General features: G+C 27.5%; 20 protein-coding genes and 1 riboswitch. Of the genes, 3 read left to right on the forward strand and 17 right to left on the reverse strand.

The genetic code is table 11. The features are described 5' to 3' along the window. Nucleotides 1-179: 179 nt before the first annotated feature. Both AZI32_RS03100 and AZI32_RS03105 read right to left on the reverse strand, forming a co-directional pair. On the reverse strand, nucleotides 180-1,349 hold the full coding sequence (locus AZI32_RS03100; RefSeq protein WP_061994444.1) for a HAMP domain-containing sensor histidine kinase: 1,170 nt from the start codon (nucleotides 1,347-1,349) through the stop codon (nucleotides 180-182). Continuing rightward, nucleotides 1,337-2,008 carry a response regulator transcription factor gene (locus AZI32_RS03105; protein WP_061994445.1) on the reverse strand — a complete coding sequence of 224 codons (672 nt, stop codon included), beginning with the start codon at nucleotides 2,006-2,008 and terminating at the stop codon, nucleotides 1,337-1,339. The genes AZI32_RS03100 and AZI32_RS03105 overlap by 13 nt, the downstream gene beginning before the upstream one ends. A gap of 420 nt (nucleotides 2,009-2,428) precedes the next feature. On the opposite strand from AZI32_RS03105, the gene AZI32_RS03110 reads away from it, so the two are divergent. Further along, the gene (locus AZI32_RS03110; protein ID WP_061994446.1) at nucleotides 2,429-3,151 is read left to right on the forward strand and encodes a hypothetical protein; all 723 of its coding nucleotides are present in this window, start codon (nucleotides 2,429-2,431) and stop codon (nucleotides 3,149-3,151) included. Nucleotides 3,152-3,274: 123 nt separating this feature from the next. On the opposite strand, the gene AZI32_RS03115 is transcribed toward AZI32_RS03110, so the two are convergent. The 6 genes from AZI32_RS03115 to AZI32_RS03135 all read right to left on the reverse strand — a co-directional run bounded on the left by AZI32_RS03115 (nucleotide 3,275) and on the right by AZI32_RS03135 (nucleotide 8,354). Continuing rightward, on the reverse strand, nucleotides 3,275-3,883 hold the full coding sequence (locus tag AZI32_RS03115) for a hypothetical protein (RefSeq protein ID WP_061994447.1): 609 nt from the start codon (nucleotides 3,881-3,883) through the stop codon (nucleotides 3,275-3,277). A 96-nt stretch (nucleotides 3,884-3,979) separates the two neighbouring features. Then, nucleotides 3,980-6,415, reverse strand: a complete 2,436-nt coding sequence (locus tag AZI32_RS03120) for an insulinase family protein (protein WP_061994448.1) — start codon at nucleotides 6,413-6,415, stop codon at nucleotides 3,980-3,982. Continuing rightward, on the reverse strand, nucleotides 6,376-6,909 hold the full coding sequence (locus AZI32_RS03125) for an insulinase family protein (RefSeq protein ID WP_061994449.1): 534 nt from the start codon (nucleotides 6,907-6,909) through the stop codon (nucleotides 6,376-6,378). Before AZI32_RS03125 ends, AZI32_RS03120 begins: the two co-directional genes overlap by 40 nt. Before the next feature lie 412 nt (nucleotides 6,910-7,321). Then, nucleotides 7,322-7,504 carry a hypothetical protein gene (locus tag AZI32_RS18255; RefSeq protein WP_157450830.1) on the reverse strand — a complete coding sequence of 61 codons (183 nt, stop codon included), beginning with the start codon at nucleotides 7,502-7,504 and terminating at the stop codon, nucleotides 7,322-7,324. Nucleotides 7,505-7,598: 94 nt separating this feature from the next. After that, on the reverse strand, nucleotides 7,599-7,934 hold the full coding sequence (locus tag AZI32_RS03130) for a hypothetical protein (protein ID WP_061994450.1): 336 nt from the start codon (nucleotides 7,932-7,934) through the stop codon (nucleotides 7,599-7,601). Nucleotides 7,935-7,937: 3 nt separating this feature from the next. Beyond that, nucleotides 7,938-8,354: a cupin domain-containing protein gene (locus AZI32_RS03135; RefSeq protein ID WP_242865255.1), complete on the reverse strand. Its 417-nt coding sequence runs from the start codon at nucleotides 8,352-8,354 to the stop codon at nucleotides 7,938-7,940. Nucleotides 8,355-8,849: 495 nt separating this feature from the next. Between AZI32_RS03135 and AZI32_RS03140 the strand changes: the two genes are divergently transcribed. Continuing rightward, entirely contained in the window at nucleotides 8,850-9,506 is a 657-nt protein-coding gene (locus AZI32_RS03140; RefSeq protein WP_061994451.1) for a Crp/Fnr family transcriptional regulator, read from the forward strand. A 209-nt stretch (nucleotides 9,507-9,715) separates the two neighbouring features. Further along, nucleotides 9,716-10,078, forward strand: a complete 363-nt coding sequence (locus AZI32_RS03145) for a DUF6483 family protein (RefSeq protein WP_061994452.1) — start codon at nucleotides 9,716-9,718, stop codon at nucleotides 10,076-10,078. Nucleotides 10,079-10,233: 155 nt separating this feature from the next. On the opposite strand, the gene AZI32_RS18260 is transcribed toward AZI32_RS03145, so the two are convergent. The 9 genes from AZI32_RS18260 to AZI32_RS03185 form a co-directional block, all read right to left on the reverse strand. Further along, entirely contained in the window at nucleotides 10,234-10,374 is a 141-nt protein-coding gene (locus AZI32_RS18260) for a hypothetical protein (RefSeq protein ID WP_157450831.1), read from the reverse strand. A gap of 89 nt (nucleotides 10,375-10,463) precedes the next feature. Beyond that, nucleotides 10,464-11,759 carry a diaminopimelate decarboxylase gene (gene lysA, locus AZI32_RS03150; RefSeq protein ID WP_061994453.1) on the reverse strand — a complete coding sequence of 432 codons (1,296 nt, stop codon included), beginning with the start codon at nucleotides 11,757-11,759 and terminating at the stop codon, nucleotides 10,464-10,466. 126 nt (nucleotides 11,760-11,885) lie between these two features. Next, nucleotides 11,886-12,062: riboswitch (Lysine riboswitch) on the reverse strand. A gap of 198 nt (nucleotides 12,063-12,260) precedes the next feature. Beyond that, nucleotides 12,261-12,551, reverse strand: coding sequence for an ethanolamine utilization microcompartment protein EutM (gene eutM / locus AZI32_RS03155; RefSeq protein WP_061994454.1), 291 nt, complete (start codon nucleotides 12,549-12,551; stop codon nucleotides 12,261-12,263). 77 nt (nucleotides 12,552-12,628) lie between these two features. Beyond that, nucleotides 12,629-13,279 (reverse strand): phosphate propanoyltransferase, encoded by a 651-nt coding sequence (locus tag AZI32_RS03160; RefSeq protein ID WP_061994455.1) that lies wholly within the window; start codon nucleotides 13,277-13,279, stop codon nucleotides 12,629-12,631. Continuing rightward, entirely contained in the window at nucleotides 13,279-14,889 is a 1,611-nt protein-coding gene (locus AZI32_RS03165) for an acetaldehyde dehydrogenase (acetylating) (protein ID WP_061994456.1), read from the reverse strand. The genes AZI32_RS03160 and AZI32_RS03165 overlap by 1 nt, the downstream gene beginning before the upstream one ends. A gap of 34 nt (nucleotides 14,890-14,923) precedes the next feature. Beyond that, nucleotides 14,924-15,625, reverse strand: a complete 702-nt coding sequence (locus tag AZI32_RS03170; protein ID WP_061994457.1) for a BMC domain-containing protein — start codon at nucleotides 15,623-15,625, stop codon at nucleotides 14,924-14,926. 20 nt (nucleotides 15,626-15,645) lie between these two features. Next, the gene (locus AZI32_RS03175) at nucleotides 15,646-16,308 is read right to left on the reverse strand and encodes a cupin domain-containing protein (RefSeq protein WP_061994458.1); all 663 of its coding nucleotides are present in this window, start codon (nucleotides 16,306-16,308) and stop codon (nucleotides 15,646-15,648) included. A 78-nt stretch (nucleotides 16,309-16,386) separates the two neighbouring features. After that, nucleotides 16,387-16,650 (reverse strand): EutN/CcmL family microcompartment protein, encoded by a 264-nt coding sequence (locus AZI32_RS03180; RefSeq protein WP_010293430.1) that lies wholly within the window; start codon nucleotides 16,648-16,650, stop codon nucleotides 16,387-16,389. 1 nt (nucleotide 16,651) lies between these two features. Further along, on the reverse strand, nucleotides 16,652-16,948 hold the full coding sequence (locus tag AZI32_RS03185) for a BMC domain-containing protein (RefSeq protein ID WP_061994459.1): 297 nt from the start codon (nucleotides 16,946-16,948) through the stop codon (nucleotides 16,652-16,654). Nucleotides 16,949-16,956: the final 8 nt, after the last annotated feature.

Raw genomic sequence — 16,956 nt, forward strand, 5'->3', positions numbered from 1 at the left:
ATAATTCCTATACCAATAGATATTAATCCAAATAACAGACTATCAATTTTAAAAATAATTTCACTAATTAAAAATGCATCTAACTTTTTCTACTGGTGGTGATTAACTTATTGTCTTCATAACTGCCAATATCATTGCTTTTAGAACCTATTTTTAAGCATTTCAACAAATTTTTCAATTTATATCTTATTAATTTCTTTACATTCAGAAAAAGATAAATAAAAGCAAGATCCTTTATTTATTTCACTATCTACCATTATAACTCCATCACATAAATCACATACATGGGATACTAAACTTAATCCAATTCCATATCCATCTTTATTTAATTCATTAATTCTGTATTTATTATCAAATATCTTTTCTACAAAATTTTTATCCATACCTATACCATTATCTTTTACAGTAACAATAACGCTATTGTTCTTATTCTTTACAGATACTTTTATAGGTTTTCCTTCTCCATATTTTACTGCATTATCAATCAAGTTGCTTATTGCACGATATATCCACCTTTCCTTTGCTAAAATTTCAGTATTACTTTCATCGTTAAAGTCAAAATCAATATATTGGTATGTTTTTTTATATGTATCACAAATTCTTGCACATATTAATGCAACATCTACTTTCGTCATACCATTATCAACCTTTAAGTCACTCAAAGTTAAAACATCATCAATACTATCTGTAAGATTATCCATAAATTTAAGATATTCTTCATTTCCATCAATCTCTATTTTAGTTCTTAATATAGCTATAGCATTTTTTTGCTCATGAGATAGATACGAATTTAATCTTTTATACTCATCTAAATTTTGTTTAAATTTATCTTCTATATTTTCATATGCTATCCCAAAAGCCCTGCTTACCAAAGCTGGATCGAAATCATTCTCTGGCATTTTAAGCTTTTTTATAATATTTTCAATTTCTCTATCATGAATTTTACTTAAAATTATCCATAATAAAAAAGATGCTACAATAAAAATAGAAAAAAACATTAAAATAGTACTTATTATATCTTCCAATCCACTTTTTACATATACCTTTCCAATTTGAGCAACATTAGTAACTAATTCTTCTGATACCATAACTGCTCTTTCATCATAGTCATTTCCATATACATCCATACTATTTTGTAATATTCCTTTGTACGGTATTCTATAATAATTATCTTTACTTAATTCTATATTAGAACTTAAAGCTAATACTTTAATATTTTTCATACTTGTATTATTTTCTAAATTATTAAAACTGTTTTTCACTCCATAAATTCCATAAACAAAAACTAATGTTAATATTAATGAATATACAATTATAACTAACCCACTTTTTAAATTTACTCTACGCATAAAACATATCCCTTTCCTCTAATATTAACTAAAACATCTTTCCCATATGCATTATTTAATTTCTTTTTAAGCCTTGCAATATGTACTCTTAACACAGATGAAAAAGGATCGAAACTTTCATCATATATATGCTCTGCTATTTCTTCACTTGATACAATAGCTGGATTCCTATAACAAATATATTCTAAAATATCAAATTCTTTAATTGCTAAAATAACAGGTTTATTTTTTATTTCAACGGTTCTAGTGATTGGATTAAGTTTAAGTTCTCCTATATTTATAATAGGATTAGTTCTACCATGAAATCTTCTAATTACAGCTTGAATTCTAGCTCTTAACTCTAATAATTGAAAAGGTTTTGTTATATAATCATCTGCTCCAGTATCTAATCCTAACGCTAACTGTGATGTTTCATCTCTTGCAGTAATTATAATTACTGGAGTGCTAACCATTGTTTTACGTAAATATTTTAATATTTCTAATCCATCTATATCCGGTAAATTTAAATCTAAAAGTATTGCATCATATTCATTTACACTAGCTTTTTCTTCACCATCTTCTCCAGTGTTAGAAACATCAATTATAAATCCCATTTTTTCAAGGCCAATTTTCATAGAATTAGCTAATTCTATATTATCTTCTATAATTAATAAGCGCATATTTTTTATCTCCTTATACCTTCTTTAATTTTTCAATCTCACATATAGAATTTTTTCGACTTATATCTTTATAAATAAAAAAATTTATAATTATAAAATTATATCATAATTAATGTTTATCGAAAGTTAACTTCCTATTCACTATTACATTTAATTAATATAATTATTTTTTAAAGTAAATATAAATATTAATACTAATTATTTTATATAAAATTTGTAAATTTTTTTATTTACACTTTTAATAATTTATTTATCTTATTCATATTTTATTAATTAAATTTAAATAAAATATTATATATATTATTCAAAGTATTCTTAATTAACATTTTTTTAACATTGAAAAAATTTTTGTCAATGTTATAATATATTTGAATTTATGTAAAGGAAGTACTATACATTAAATTACAGAGGGGGAAAATTATGAAAACAAAAAAAATAGCATTAATGTTAGTTCTATCTACAAGTATCCTATTTGGAGCAGTAGGTTGTTCAAAGCCTACTGAAAATTCCAATAAATCCAAACAAGAATCAACAACACAAAACACTTCTAAAAATTCCACAGAAAATACAAAATCTACAACAAAAGAAAATAGCGATAATTCTAAAAAAGATGGAGACGACTCTTCATCTAACGAAAAAGCTTCAAGTAATTCGAAATTAGGTGATACATATACAGGCACAAAAAATATACAAGATTTAAAGCAATATGATAAAATATGTGATGACTTTAATAAAATACCTTATGTAAAAGGTGAATATAAAGAACTAGAATTTGCGCTTGATTTATTAACAGCATATTTTAATGGTGATGCTACTGCTTATGACTATATGATAAGTACTGAATACAATTCTAGTACTGGTGAAAATGATTTCGTACCTATAAACGATAAAGATAAGAAAAACTTAGAAAAAGCTTTAGCAACTACAAAAATCCAACTTGAGCTAAAAGATGGACAAGGTATAAATATAGAACCTGCTAAAGCTGAATTTATAGGTCCTGACTTATCAACAAAAACAGGAGTTTCATTTTCTTTAAAAATAAACTTATATCCAGAAGGAAATAGTGAAGGTTATTGGAATACAGTTGGAGTATCTGTCTTTGAAAAAGATGGTAAGCTTACTGGCCATATATCCGGTCTGTAGATAATTTATTTACATAAAAAAGAAAAAGGTACTGCACCAAAATAAAATTAAAAAACTTTATTTTGATACAGTACCTTTTTTCTATGTTCTATTATTTAGATTTATACTGATTTCAACGTTAGCTTAACTATTTTCTATAATATCATTATCTGATACAATTTCTATAGTATCATCTTTATTAATATTATCCATTTGTTTGTTATATTCTTTTATACCCTTTGCAATTAAATTTTTACTTTTTGATGACTCTTTAACTTCAACCATAGTATATTTTAATGCTCTTTGAGCTGTACCCATATCACCTTTTACTGTTGCCTCTTTATACACTGAATATGCAGTTTCCCCAATTTTTCCGTGAGATGATGCTGAAATAAGTCCTTTCATAACGTCTTTGTTTATTACATGAGAAGTTTCATTATTTTCTTCTTCTATTTTTCGTTCTTTACCCTCCTTATCTTCTGCTTTTTTAATTTCTGGCTTTTCATTTAATTTTATAGTTTTTTCTTCCATCAATTGTTTTTCAATTTCTTCAAGCTTTTCTTTAAGTTCTCTAATTGATTTGTCCTTAATTTCTTTAGATGATTTACTTTCTTCAATCTTTTTCATTTGTTCTTCTAACTTCATCTTCTGCTTTTCTAAAGGACTCACAGGTTTATTAGAAAAGTTATTTTTTCCTTTTTCCATAGGTCCCATAGAGTTTAAAATTGAATTTAATGTTCCACTAATTCTCATATATATCCCCTTCTATCAATAAACACCTATTTACTAACATCTTCGATAAACAAATTAAAAAGTTAATGCTGAAGGTTACAAAGAACTATATTATTTTTATAATACTTTCATTATATTGTTAAATATTTTTTCATTTTCTCTAATTTTCATTTCATTTCCTACTACACAGCAATAATTTTCTTCTATTCCTTTTTTAATCATTTGTGCGTAGGATTTTATATCTTCAATAGTTGTACTTAAAATTTCATTTTTTTCATTTTGAATGTCCTTATAGGTTATATTACAAATATAGTTGGCAACTGCCCTCTCTCCTTTTTTATCTGGAGTTAATGGCTTATATACCTTACCTACTGTTCCAATTATAAAATTTTCCATATCCTCTTTGCTAAAACTTATATTTTCTAAAAACTTATACGCTTCATTATATACATCTATTGTTTTTATAAGATTTGGATCACGATAAGAGAAAAATGCTAAATTTCCATCTTGGTTTATAACCATATAACAACCATACGCTCCACCGTGAAGTCTTACATTTTGATATAAATATTCACTTTCAATTATATTTTGAAGCACTCTCATTTTTCCTGAATAACTATAACCAAGTTTTAGAAAATTAAATCCTTTAGATACATATTGTACATTACTAGCAGTTATTAACCCTTCTATATCTTTACCTTGGTTATATACAACTTTAGAAACTTTATATTCTTTGTTTTTTATATTGTCTAAAATTACATTTATATTTGAAAGTAACTTTTTACTTTCTGCACCCTCTGAAACTATTGATATAATTAAATTATTTCTATTAAATATACATTCATAAACCTTTTTAAGATTATTTTGGATTTCTTCAAATTTATTTTCAAAATTACTTTCTAAGTCACATATAAATTCATAATAAGAAACACCATTAACCCTGTCTTTATAATCTTGAGCATAAGAAAATTTAGCAAAAATTCTATTCATTGAAATTTCATGGCCTGAATTTATAATTCTCATTTTAAGTTTTGACTTCACTTCTTTAACTATTTGTTTAATCCTACTTACATCATCAAATTTAGTAGTAGTTATGATTTCTTTAATCAAATGTAATAATTCAGGAATATTTTCTGAGATTACTTTTGACTTAATAGTAAATTTAGGATGATATACTATAATATTATCTTTTTCAGTATAAATTTCATTTTCAAAAGTTATTCCACCTGTATTTTTATAAATTTTCGTAATCAATTGAGAATAAGTTCTCTTTTTAGTATCAAGTTCTCCTAAAACCTCTCCTAAAAGACCTAAATAAGGTATATACTTTTCTTCAATAAATTTTGCATCAAATAACAAATTTACATATGCTATTTTATTTGTATAAATATTATGATTTAATACCGTTATACCTTTCTTTTTTAATACCTCTTGTGGAATTATTTCTACCTTTTTAGATATTTCTTGCATAGATAATTTCGGTATAGTTTTCTTTTCTTCTTCTGTATCAATCCTACTTTGATTCTCTTTTAATAGTTCATTTTTTTCCACAAGTTTCTTCAATTCTTTTTCTGATAAAGATTTTTTATAACTTTCAAGTTTTTCTTCCAAAGCTTTATTCTTCATATTCTCTAATCCTTTTTTAGGATTTAAAACTACTAGTGAACAATGGGTATTATTAACCATATTCTTTTCAATAAATTTTTCAAAATATCTATCTTTTATTTCCTCTTTTAAGCTCTTTAAATTTTTTTCATATTTTAGGTGAACAAGAGGATTACCATCATATATCCAACTATTTAAAACTTTTTCATTATATTGAATACCTTTATTGGCAATTCTCCATGGATCTGCCTCACGAAGATTAAATTCAACTGTATTTATAGCTGCTTTTAACATATCATTATCAATACCATTTTCCACTAAATTTTTAAGGGTATTTAAAACAATCTCTTTAAATTTTTCCTTTTTGCTTTTATGTGTATTTTTCACTACTACTGGAAATAGCATTTGTTTTGTTGGATCCATATTCATATCATCAATAGTTATCACACAATCTCCTATTTCTGCTTCAAGCAATGATTTCTTTATAGGCGATGCAGAGGATTCAATAAGCATATTATAAAGTATTTCTTTTGTTAGATATGCTTTTGAATTACTTGTCTCTTCAAATACAAAATTCAAAGCTAATAGAGCTTTATTCTTTTCACTTTCATCTTCACTAATAGAATATTCTGACTCTTTTTCAGCTATTTTCTCAAAAGTATTAACAGATTCTATATGTGATGGAACTTCTATTTTATCAAATTCCATAAGATAATTTTCATTTATGAACTGAAGGCATTTTTCTAAATCCTGATCTCCATATAAGAAAATATAGCTGTTAGATGGATGATAAAATTTACTATGAAACTTTTCAAAATTATCCTGTGTCAAATTAGGTATATCTTCTGGATCTCCACCTGAAACAAAGGCATAGGTAGTGTTTGGAAATACAGATTTATATATTTCATTTATAATAACTTCCTCTGGAGAAGATAATGCTCCTTGCATCTCACTATACCTTTATAAGATAACTTATTTGTTTTTGAATCAAGCTCATATCTCCAACCTTCTTGACGTAATATATCATGATTTTCATATATTCTCGGATGTAAGACTGCATCTAAATACACATCCATCAAATTCATAAAATCTTTATGATTTCTACTGGAAATCGGATATACAGTTTTATCTGTATAAGTCATGGCATTTAAAAATGTCTTCAAAGAACTTTTCTCCACATCGCCACAAGGATCTTTAGTCTTAAATTTTTTAGAACCACAAAGAACAGAATGCTCTAAAATATGCGCAACCCCTGTACTATCTGTTGGTGTTGTTCTAAATCCAATAGAAAATAATTTATTATCATCCCTATTCTCTAAATGTAGAAGTCTTGCCCCACTTTTAATATGTTCAAATCTTCTAGCTATGGATTGAATTTCATCAATTTTTTCTTCTTCTAATAATTTAAATCCATGATAAATTTCATTGCTCTTAAATTTCATTAATTTTCCCCCCAATTTTTAAAATTTTAAACCTATAGTTTCCCCCTTTTTAAATAAAAAAATCATAGATATAACTTATATAAAACTAAGCTATCTATGACTTTATATTTCTATAAAATATAAAAAGTCATAGAGCATAAACAACCCTATGACTTAAAACATCAAAATAAACATTCTAAAAAAATACTATAAAGGCCGCCTCTAGCATTATCAATTTTTTCACATTTGAATTTATTATTTTTTTCATTTGTAACGACCCCCTTTAAATATTTTAATAGATTTACTTTATCATTTTTTTCCTTATATGTAAATATAAATGATACTTGCCTTATCTACTTTTTAAATTAATCATTCATCATAAAAACTTTAATAAGCTTTAGCTTAAATTTACACAATAGTGCTTTAATATTATTTATAGCGTATATGAAACTTTATTATTCTCATCAATTATTAATAATGATTTTGCCGGCATTTTGTTACCTTCAACAGTTGCCTCATTTGTTGAAAAATTTATTATTACTTTTAAATTTTCTCCATATTGAGTCATTTGAACTAATTTATCCTCTGATAGTATTTTTATGTTTTTCCCATTCATATTTATCTAAATGATATAGTAGTAATACAAAAAAGACTATATAAAAGTTTTATATTTAACTCCTTATATAGCCTCAATGTATTTTTTATAACTTTTATGATTTTACTAATATATTAAATAGCTTTACATCTGTTAATGCTTCTATTCCATAATTTATTTCAGATTCCATGGCTATTATATCACCTGTATTTATTATAACTTCATCATTTTCTTTATATAGAATTTTAGCACTACCTTCAATCATCACAAATAATGTTTCCATATTATAATACTCTTTATCAATACTTTCACCTTTTGCAAAAGAGAAAAAACGTATCTCTGTATTGTCGTTATCTATTAAGGCTTTACTTGCTATTTTATTTCCTGTATGTTTTATCATGTCAGTCATAGCTATAGCTTCAAATGGTTTTATATTTCTTAAATATTTCATTTTTTAATCCTCCTTAACAACTACTAAAAGCATTTTCATATCCTCTTTAGCTGTTACTTGATGTTGAATATTTGCTGGCATAACCACCATTTGTCCCTTAGTAGCTTCCATTATTTCATCACCTATTTTTACTGTAGCTACTCCATGATGTATATATATTAATGCATCACCTTTAGCTGCATGAGGACCTACACCTTCTCCTTTACCAAAAGCTAATGCTGTTATACCAACACCTTTTTTTTGTGCCATAGTTACAGTTTCTATTTGTCCTTCACTACAGCTTACTAAACTATCAAAATCTATACTTTTAGCTTTCTCAACATTTTTTATTAATTCTTGCATTTTTCCTATCTCCTTTACATTTAATGCATTTTTATTAATATCTATTTTCTTTAAGTTTTTTAATTCATATTTAGTCATATTTATACCTTCTTTCTAAAAACTATATCTAGTTTTAATAAATTATTTATTAAAAACTTATTTATAAACTCCTATAAAGTTTTTTCAATTTTTCACAGACTATCGTTTTAAATCTTTTCATTATTACTTTTTAACACTATAATTTGGAACTTTCAGGCTTAACTTTACGCCTATGATTCTTTTCCTATATAGGGTTCCAAGTTGACTTTTAAAATTATCCATTCCAAAACTTGGATACCCAAAATAGTGAGACATGCTCTGAATCGCTTAGAATTCAACACTACATTTTGTATAAAAATATTTTAAGGTTATTGAATAAATTTAAATTGGAGCTTGTTTCCCTATACCTTTAACAATATTATTCTAAAAATATTTGCATATAATAAATTTAAATATTTTTCACTTGTATCTTTTGATAACATTATAGATAATATACTTAAAATGAAATAGACACTTATGTTTCTTTTTGTAAAATAGTTTTAAAAGGGAGGTACTATGTACTTAAATGAATTAATTAAACACAAATTTTTTACTGATTTTTCACTTAACCAATTAAAATATTATATAGACTCAAATTTAATAACTTTTAAACAATATAAAAAAGGTCACATACTACATAGCGAATGTGAACCATGTTTTAATTTAGATATTATTATATCAGGAAATCTTAACTGTTATGATTTATGTGAGGATGGAAATGCTTTAACAATGCTTAACTTCCACAAAGACGATATTATAGGTGGAAATTTATTATTTTCAGATCGAACCTTTTATCCCCTTAATATTCATTGTAAAACTGATTGTTTAATAGCACACTTAAGCAAAGAAGTAGTTTCTAAACTCCTTATTGAAAATAATACTTTTATGATAGAGTTCATAAAAGCTATTTCTAATAATTCATTAAATTTAAATAAAAAAATGATTATTTTTTCAAGAAAAAATTTAAGAGAAGGAATTATTGAATTTCTTAAAACACAATCTAAAAAACAAAACTCTAACATGATAAAACTTCCAATTACAAAAAAACAATTAGCTGATGAATTAGGTGTCCAAAGACCCTCATTATTTCGCGAACTTAAAAAAATGAAAAATGAAAAGCTTATTGATTATAATTCAAAACAAATAACTATTTTAAAAAATATATTAGATTAACTTTATTAATCTAATATGTCTTTTAAAACATAACTAAAAATTTATTATAAATTTCCAGACTTATATTTTTAATTATAATTTATTAATTTCCCCAAATTACTATTTATAACTTTCCTATTCTATTACAAACATCTCTTAAACATACATTTTTTATAACCTGATGATATAATAGTAAATATATATAAGTAAGAATAGAAGGTGTTTTGCAAATGGAAAATGATTACATTATGAAAATTATAAAAACAACATTACAAGGATTAGCTTATGTGTTAAAGGGAAAACAATCTATGGAAAATAGTATTGATGAAAATACTAATAACCTTGTACTAACAGAGGAACAAGCATTACGACTAACAATTATAAAATATATAAATGAATACAAAATTAATGAAGCTGAAAACCTGTTATTTGAAGCTATATACTCTCACAAATCACCTGAATTTTTAGAATTGGCATTATTTTTTTACGAAGAAATTAATAAATTTTCCTTAGACAAGTTAATTGATTGTAATTTTTCAAAAGAAGAAATTTTAGATGGTCTAAATACTATAAAAAAAATTTACAATGTTTAAAGAAAACAAAAGGTTTAAAAATATGCTTTCTATTTTTAAACCTTTCTAATTATGTTTATCATTTTCAAAATTATTCACTTTCACCAAGAAACATCTTTAAATTTTTTTGTAAAATAAATCTATATCATCATTTTTTGTTATAGTTAAAACTCCGTCTATATTTTTAAACTTTCATTTTTACTAAAAGGAATATATTCTAATCCACATAATATTCCTATTGGTTCTGTAGCTACACCTAACGCATAATAACCATCCACTTTAAACTTCTCTATTAAGCTTTTTAATATTGTTAACATGCTCTCTTGTATATCCCCATAAATTATTATTAATGGAACCTCTACCTTTTTTCCTTTTTTTGATTCTTGATAAAATTTAGTTTCATAATTTATACTACTTCTAATTTAAATAAATCCTCATAACTTTGTCTTTTACATATTAATTTACTTTTTCCATTTTGTACTGATACTACTGCTGGTTTTGTTATTTTATTGTAGTTTGATGCCATTGAATATCCATATGCACCAGTTGATGAAACTATTAATATATCTCCACTTTTTATGTCCATAATATTAGTATCTGTTATAAGTATATCACCACTTTCACAACACTTACCTGATATTGTAACTTGGTTTTTTCTCTTTTCTCCTATTTTATTAGCAATTGCACATTCATATCCTGCTTGGTATAAGGAAGGTCTTATATTATCTGTCATTCCACCATCTACACTTACATAAGTTCTTATACCTTTTATATGTTTCATAGCTCCTACTGTATATATTGTACTTCCCCCATTTGCTACTATTGATCTTCCTGGTTCTATTATTAAAATAGGTACTTTTATATCAATTTTTTTACATACTTCCTCTGTTTTTTCTATTATCGCTTCACAGAATTTTTTTATTGTTTTCGGTTTATCTTCTTCCGTATAATAAACTCCCATCCCTCCACCTAAATCTACTTCTTTTATATTTATGTTATAGGATTCCTTTATTTCTTTTACTAAGTTCATCATTATTTTAACTTCATCTAAATACGGCTCTACTTCAAATATTTGTGACCCTATATGAGCATGTATCCCTACCAACTCTATATTTTTATAATTATTTAATTTCTCTAATGCGTTATATAACTCTCCATTTGATAATGTAAATCCGAACTTAGAGTCAATTTGTCCAGTTTTTATATATTCATGTGTGTGCGCTTCTATTCCAGGAGTTATCCTAAAGTAAACAGCTTGCTTTTCACCTTTTTCTTCACAAATTTTTTCTAATAATTCTAATTCATAATAGTTGTCTACAACAAATCTTCCAACTCCTAGTTCTACACCCATTTTTATTTCTTCTATTGTTTTATTATTTCCATGAAATAATATTTTTTCCATAGGGAATTGGGCCTTATATGCTGTATATAATTCTCCTCCTGATACTACATCAAGACATAACCCTTCTTCATTTATTAACTTACACATATATATAGGTAAAAATGCTTTACCTGCATAAGCCACTCTATTATTTTCTTTATTTACTCTAAAATGTTTTACATACTCTCTACAGTTATTTCTAACTAACTCTTCATCAAATACGTAAAGTGGTGTTTGATATTTTTCTCTAAGTTCTTTACAACTTACACCCCCTATATACAATTCATTTTCTTTTACCAACATAGTTCCTTGTAATTTCATAATAGTTTCCTCCTAATTTTGGGTATTTTGCTTTTGCTACAGGGTGTGTATATCTTTTTAAATATAAAAAACCCCTTAAGTAACACTTAAGGGGACATAAAATCAATATAAATATACCATTTATTCCTCAAATGTAGCTCAACACAATTTAAACTTGTGACAGTTATGCATATATTTTATACATACCCAGGTATATAACCTTAAAGCATAAGTTATATCCTTCGGCGATAACTCCTTTTCCAATAAATCATTGTGCTTACCTCATTATTGGTACTTATAAATATCGCGACCTCTACAATCAATATTCTTTTATTTAATACGTTATTTTACATATGATTTTTATATTTGTCAACAGTTTTTTATATTTTATTTAGTATAAACCTTATTTAATTTATAATTAATCTAATTTTATTTAACTAAATTTTTATAAAAAAAGGAGCTATTGCTCCATTAACTTTTATAAGTTAATTTTGCAATAACTCCTTCATTTTAATTAAAATACTATTTTACAGCTTCTTTAGCTGTTGGAAGAATTACTTCAACCTCAGAATGTGGACGAGGTATTACGTGAACTGATGTTAATTCTCCAACACGTTGTGCAGCAGCAGCACCAGCATCTGTAGCAGCTTTAACAGCTCCAACATCTCCTCTAACCATAACAGTTACAAGTCCGCCTCCAACATATTCTTTACCTATTAAGTATACATTTGCAGCTTTAACCATAGCGTCTGCTGCTTCTATTGCTCCTACTAAACCTTTTGTTTCTATCATTCCTAATGCATCGTATTTCATTTGAAAATCCTCCTAAATATAGTTATTTTTTTATTTTATTTTTAATTATAAACTCTTATTTTAATCTTGTGGTTTTCTTATTTTACTATTGTTATTTTTGATTTTGAGTTAATGCCCATTGCATTAGCTTCTTCTATGTCAAGATGGCATTCAAGCTTTGAAGTATCATTAGCTCTAATAGCGACGTTGCTATATGTTCCGCCTCTTAAATCATCAAATTTTATTGATACTATCTCTCCATCACACACGCCTAAATTTTTAGCATCTTCAGGTGTCATGTGGATATGTCTTTGTGCAACTATTAAACCTTCTTCTAGCTGAACAGAACCTTTTGGTCCAACTAGTGTAATTCCAGCTGTTTTGCTTAATTCTCCAGACAGTCTTACATATTGTGCTGCACCAAGTTTAATACAGTCTCCCATTAGCACTTCAATTTGAGACTTACTTCTTGCTGGTCCAAGAATTCTAATTTTCTCAATTGCACCTTTTGGTCCACAAATTGTGATAGTTTCTTTGCATGCATATTGTCCAGGTTGAGATAAGTCTTTAAGTTTTGTAAGGTTATAACCTTCACCAAATAGAGTATTTATATCTTTTTGTGAAAGGTGTGCATGTCTATTAGAAACACCTACTGGAATTTCAGATGAATTTCCAGTAATTACAGCATTTGATCCTTTATCCTTCACAGCTTCTAATAAAACCTTTAGTAATTCTTCGTAATTTTCCATTAGTTGTTCCCCTTCATAGTAGCAATTATTTGATTAACTAAGTCTAAAAGTTCTTCATTTTTTCCGCTTTCATTCTTAGCTTCGCTACTACATTCAGTACAATTATTAGTATTTTTAACTGAATCATTAACTTTATTTAAAACTTCTGCTGCTGCTGCAATTTGAGCTGGGCTCATATTAATAAATTGATTTTGAACACCATGACAGTTTTCTGCAGTTTTTATACAATTGAAAGTTGGGTCATTAGATGCTAATGTTGCGCAATCTTTTAAACCATAAGTAACTCTCTTTATATTTATTAAGTGCTCTGGAGTAACATTTTCAGATGTTGAGCTTCCGCCCCAAGTTCCACAGCCTAAAGTAAATGCAGGATTAAGTCCTGTACTTGCACCTGTTCCACCTTGTGTTCCACCAGTGTTTATAAGAATACGAGATGCTGGTACCCCTGAGAATTTCATAACAATAGCTCTATCCTCAGTATGTATACTCATTGTATGTCCAATTCCGTTTTGAAGTAATTCGCAACTTAACTCATATGCTTCTTTGCTATCTTTTACAGTATAACATCCTAAAACTGTTGTAAGTTTTTCATATGATAAAGGATTTCCTTCGCCTACTCCGTTTTGCTTTCCTATAAGTACTTTTGTTCCTTCTGGAATTGATATTCCTGCTGCAGTTGCAATAACTTGTGGGCTTCTTCCAACAAATTTAGCATTCATAGCATGTCCGTTTTTGAATAATAATTTACAAACTTTATTAGTTTCTTCTTCAGTCATGAAGTATCCACCTTGTTTTTTGAACTCTGCAACAACTGCATCGCAGTTACATTCTTCACATACTATTGATTGTTCTGATGCACAAATTGTACCATTATCAAAAGTTTTACTTGCCATAATGTTTCTAACAGCTTTTTCTATATTAGCTGTTTTTTCAATATATGCTGGAGAGTTTCCTGCACCAACACCAAGAGCTGGTTTTCCTGCACTATAAGCAGCTTTAACCATTCCTGGACCACCTGTAGCTATTATTATAGCAACTTCTTTGCATTTCATTAATTCGTTAGTAGCTGCAATTGTTGGAGTATGTACTACACTTACAATGTTTTCTGGTGCACCAGCTTCAACAGCTGCATCATTCATTAATTGAGCTGCTTTAATTGTACATCTTGCTGCAGATGGGTGTGGTGAAAACACTATAGCATTACGAGATTTTATAGCTATCATAGATTTATAAATTGCAGTAGATGTTGGGTTTGTTGAAGGAACTATTCCCATAACTAAACCAACTGGATCAGCAACTTCTATAACTTTATTTACCTCATCTTCTCCAATTATACCGATAGTTTTCATATCTTTTATTGAATCATATAGTATAGTAGATGCTAAATGATTTTTGAAAGTTTTATCTTCAACTTTACCAAAACCTGTGTCCTCAACTGCCATTTGTGCTAAACAAGCAGCATTTTCTTCTGCAACTCTAACCATATTACGTAAAATCTTATCAATTTGTTCTTCAGTGTAATCAGCAATTTTATTAGCTGCTATTTTTCCAAGTCTAGCAAGATTTCTTGCTTCTTGTATTGAATATAAGTCCTTATCAAAATTTTCCATGGTACTTTCATTCCTTTCGTAAATATCACTCTAGCTAATTTTTCTCATAATATGTTTTAAATTTTGTAATTAATAAATTTTTGTCAGCTTTTGAAATTGCTCTGCCCCTAATTACAAAATCATCATATTCACGAGCTAAATTTCTAAGTTTAACAACCTTTAGCTTAGATAACATTAAAATAGTTTTTTCTATACCATCTTTATTTATTAAATTATCTATGTCATCTTTATGTAAATTTTGTAAACTCATTTTATGTAGTTTATCTGAATCAGTTTCTAAAATCTCTTGATTTTTTTCTAACTGTTCTTCTAGTTTATCTTCATGCATTTCTGCTTTTTCAGCTTTCTCTACATGTTCTTCAGTATCTTCTACATTTGCTGTGATTTTTTCTTCTGTTTTTTCTATTTCTTTTAAACCATCTTCTTTATTAGATGATGGAACTTCCAAAATTTCTTTTGAAGTGTTAGGTCCTATTATACTTTCCAATTCCTCATGTGGTCTTGGAATTACGTGCTCTGAAATTAAAGATTCTTCATCAATATTTTTAACAGCTGCTCCACCAGCCTCTATAGCTGCTTTCACTGCACCTACATCACCTGTAACTACAATTGTAACAAGACCACCACCTATATAAGTTTTTTCAACAATACTTACATCTGCCGATTTTGCCATTGTATCAGCAGCCTCAATAGCTGTAAGTAAACCTCTTGTTTCTATAAAACCAAGTGCTTGCATAGGTTTATCCTCCTAGTCTTCTATAAAAGATCAGCCCAGTTTGCTGGATATGTTGTATAAAACACTCTAGCTTTGTCCGGTGAACCCCAAACTACTTTAGAACCTGATGGTACGAATAGTACATCTCCAGGATAAGCTGTATATGTTTTTCCATTGATTTCAACTGTTAAAGTTCCCTCTATAACATAATCAATTTCCTCGTAAGTTAACTCCCAATCAAACTTTGAGTTTTCAATAACTAAAAATCCAGCACTCATTTTTGATTCTTTTTTACTTACTAACTCTTGAAAATAAGCTCTTACATTTGAATCTCCAGTGTCAAATACATCCATTTTTACTGTATTTCCTCTAACAACCTTAAGTCCGCTAGGGTCACATTCAGCATCAAACAAAAGGTTCTTTGGCTTTAAGCATTCAAGTAATTCTTGTAAAAGACCTTTGTCCATTAAAGCTCTAAAAAAGTTAAGTAACATCTCACTGTCCATGCCTTCTATACTTGGAGCTTTTTTTACTTCTAATTGCTGTGCTTTAGGCTTAGAAACTTCTGTAGTGAATTCTATTTGATTATTTATTGCAAGTTCTTTAGCTGATGGTGTGATTATCTCACTACCATCTATATAGAAAGCTTTTTTTCCACTTACTATTAACTCCTCAATATCTTTTGCACAGATTAATTTTTTCATATTTTCACATCCTTTCAAATAATCTTAGTATATATACCAATCCTAAAAACCTTTAATTATTTTAAAAAAGATTGTGCTCTAATCTAAATTACAATCGCTATCAACTATTCCAACTACAACTGCATCTACTGGAATATTATCATCACCTAGCATTCTACGTGCAGCTGATCCAGTACTAACTATAACCCTATCCCCAATGCCTGCACTGATAATGTCAACAACGACAAATCTACGGCCTTCATTGGTTCCACTAATTTCTTCAGCAAGCATAAATTTGAGTCCACTAAGTGAATCTGCTTTTCTAGTAGCCCATACATTATCAATAAGTCTTGCTATTATCATATTATTTTCCCTCTTTCATTTTCAGTTGAATCTCCTTCATTGCAGCTTCAACTGATGATGTGTCACCAAAAATACCAAGTAAAACCATGTGTTGTGGACATGTACCCCTTATGTCTTCAACGGTAACGCCAACAGCTTTCTCAGCAACATCTGCGACATAAATCATATCAATAAGTTTACCTTGAACAAGTCCTATTGCATCAACACTATCTAGCTCTGTTTTACAAATTCCACTCATTCGTCTTTTAAGAATATCTTTAGTGCTATTGGAAGGTGATTTTATAATTCTAAAATCCACTTTTAAAC

It is taken from the genome of Clostridium sp. ATCC 25772, from assembly GCF_001573875.1.
GTDB classification, from domain to species: Bacteria; Bacillota; Clostridia; order Clostridiales; family Clostridiaceae; genus Clostridium_J; species Clostridium_J senegalense.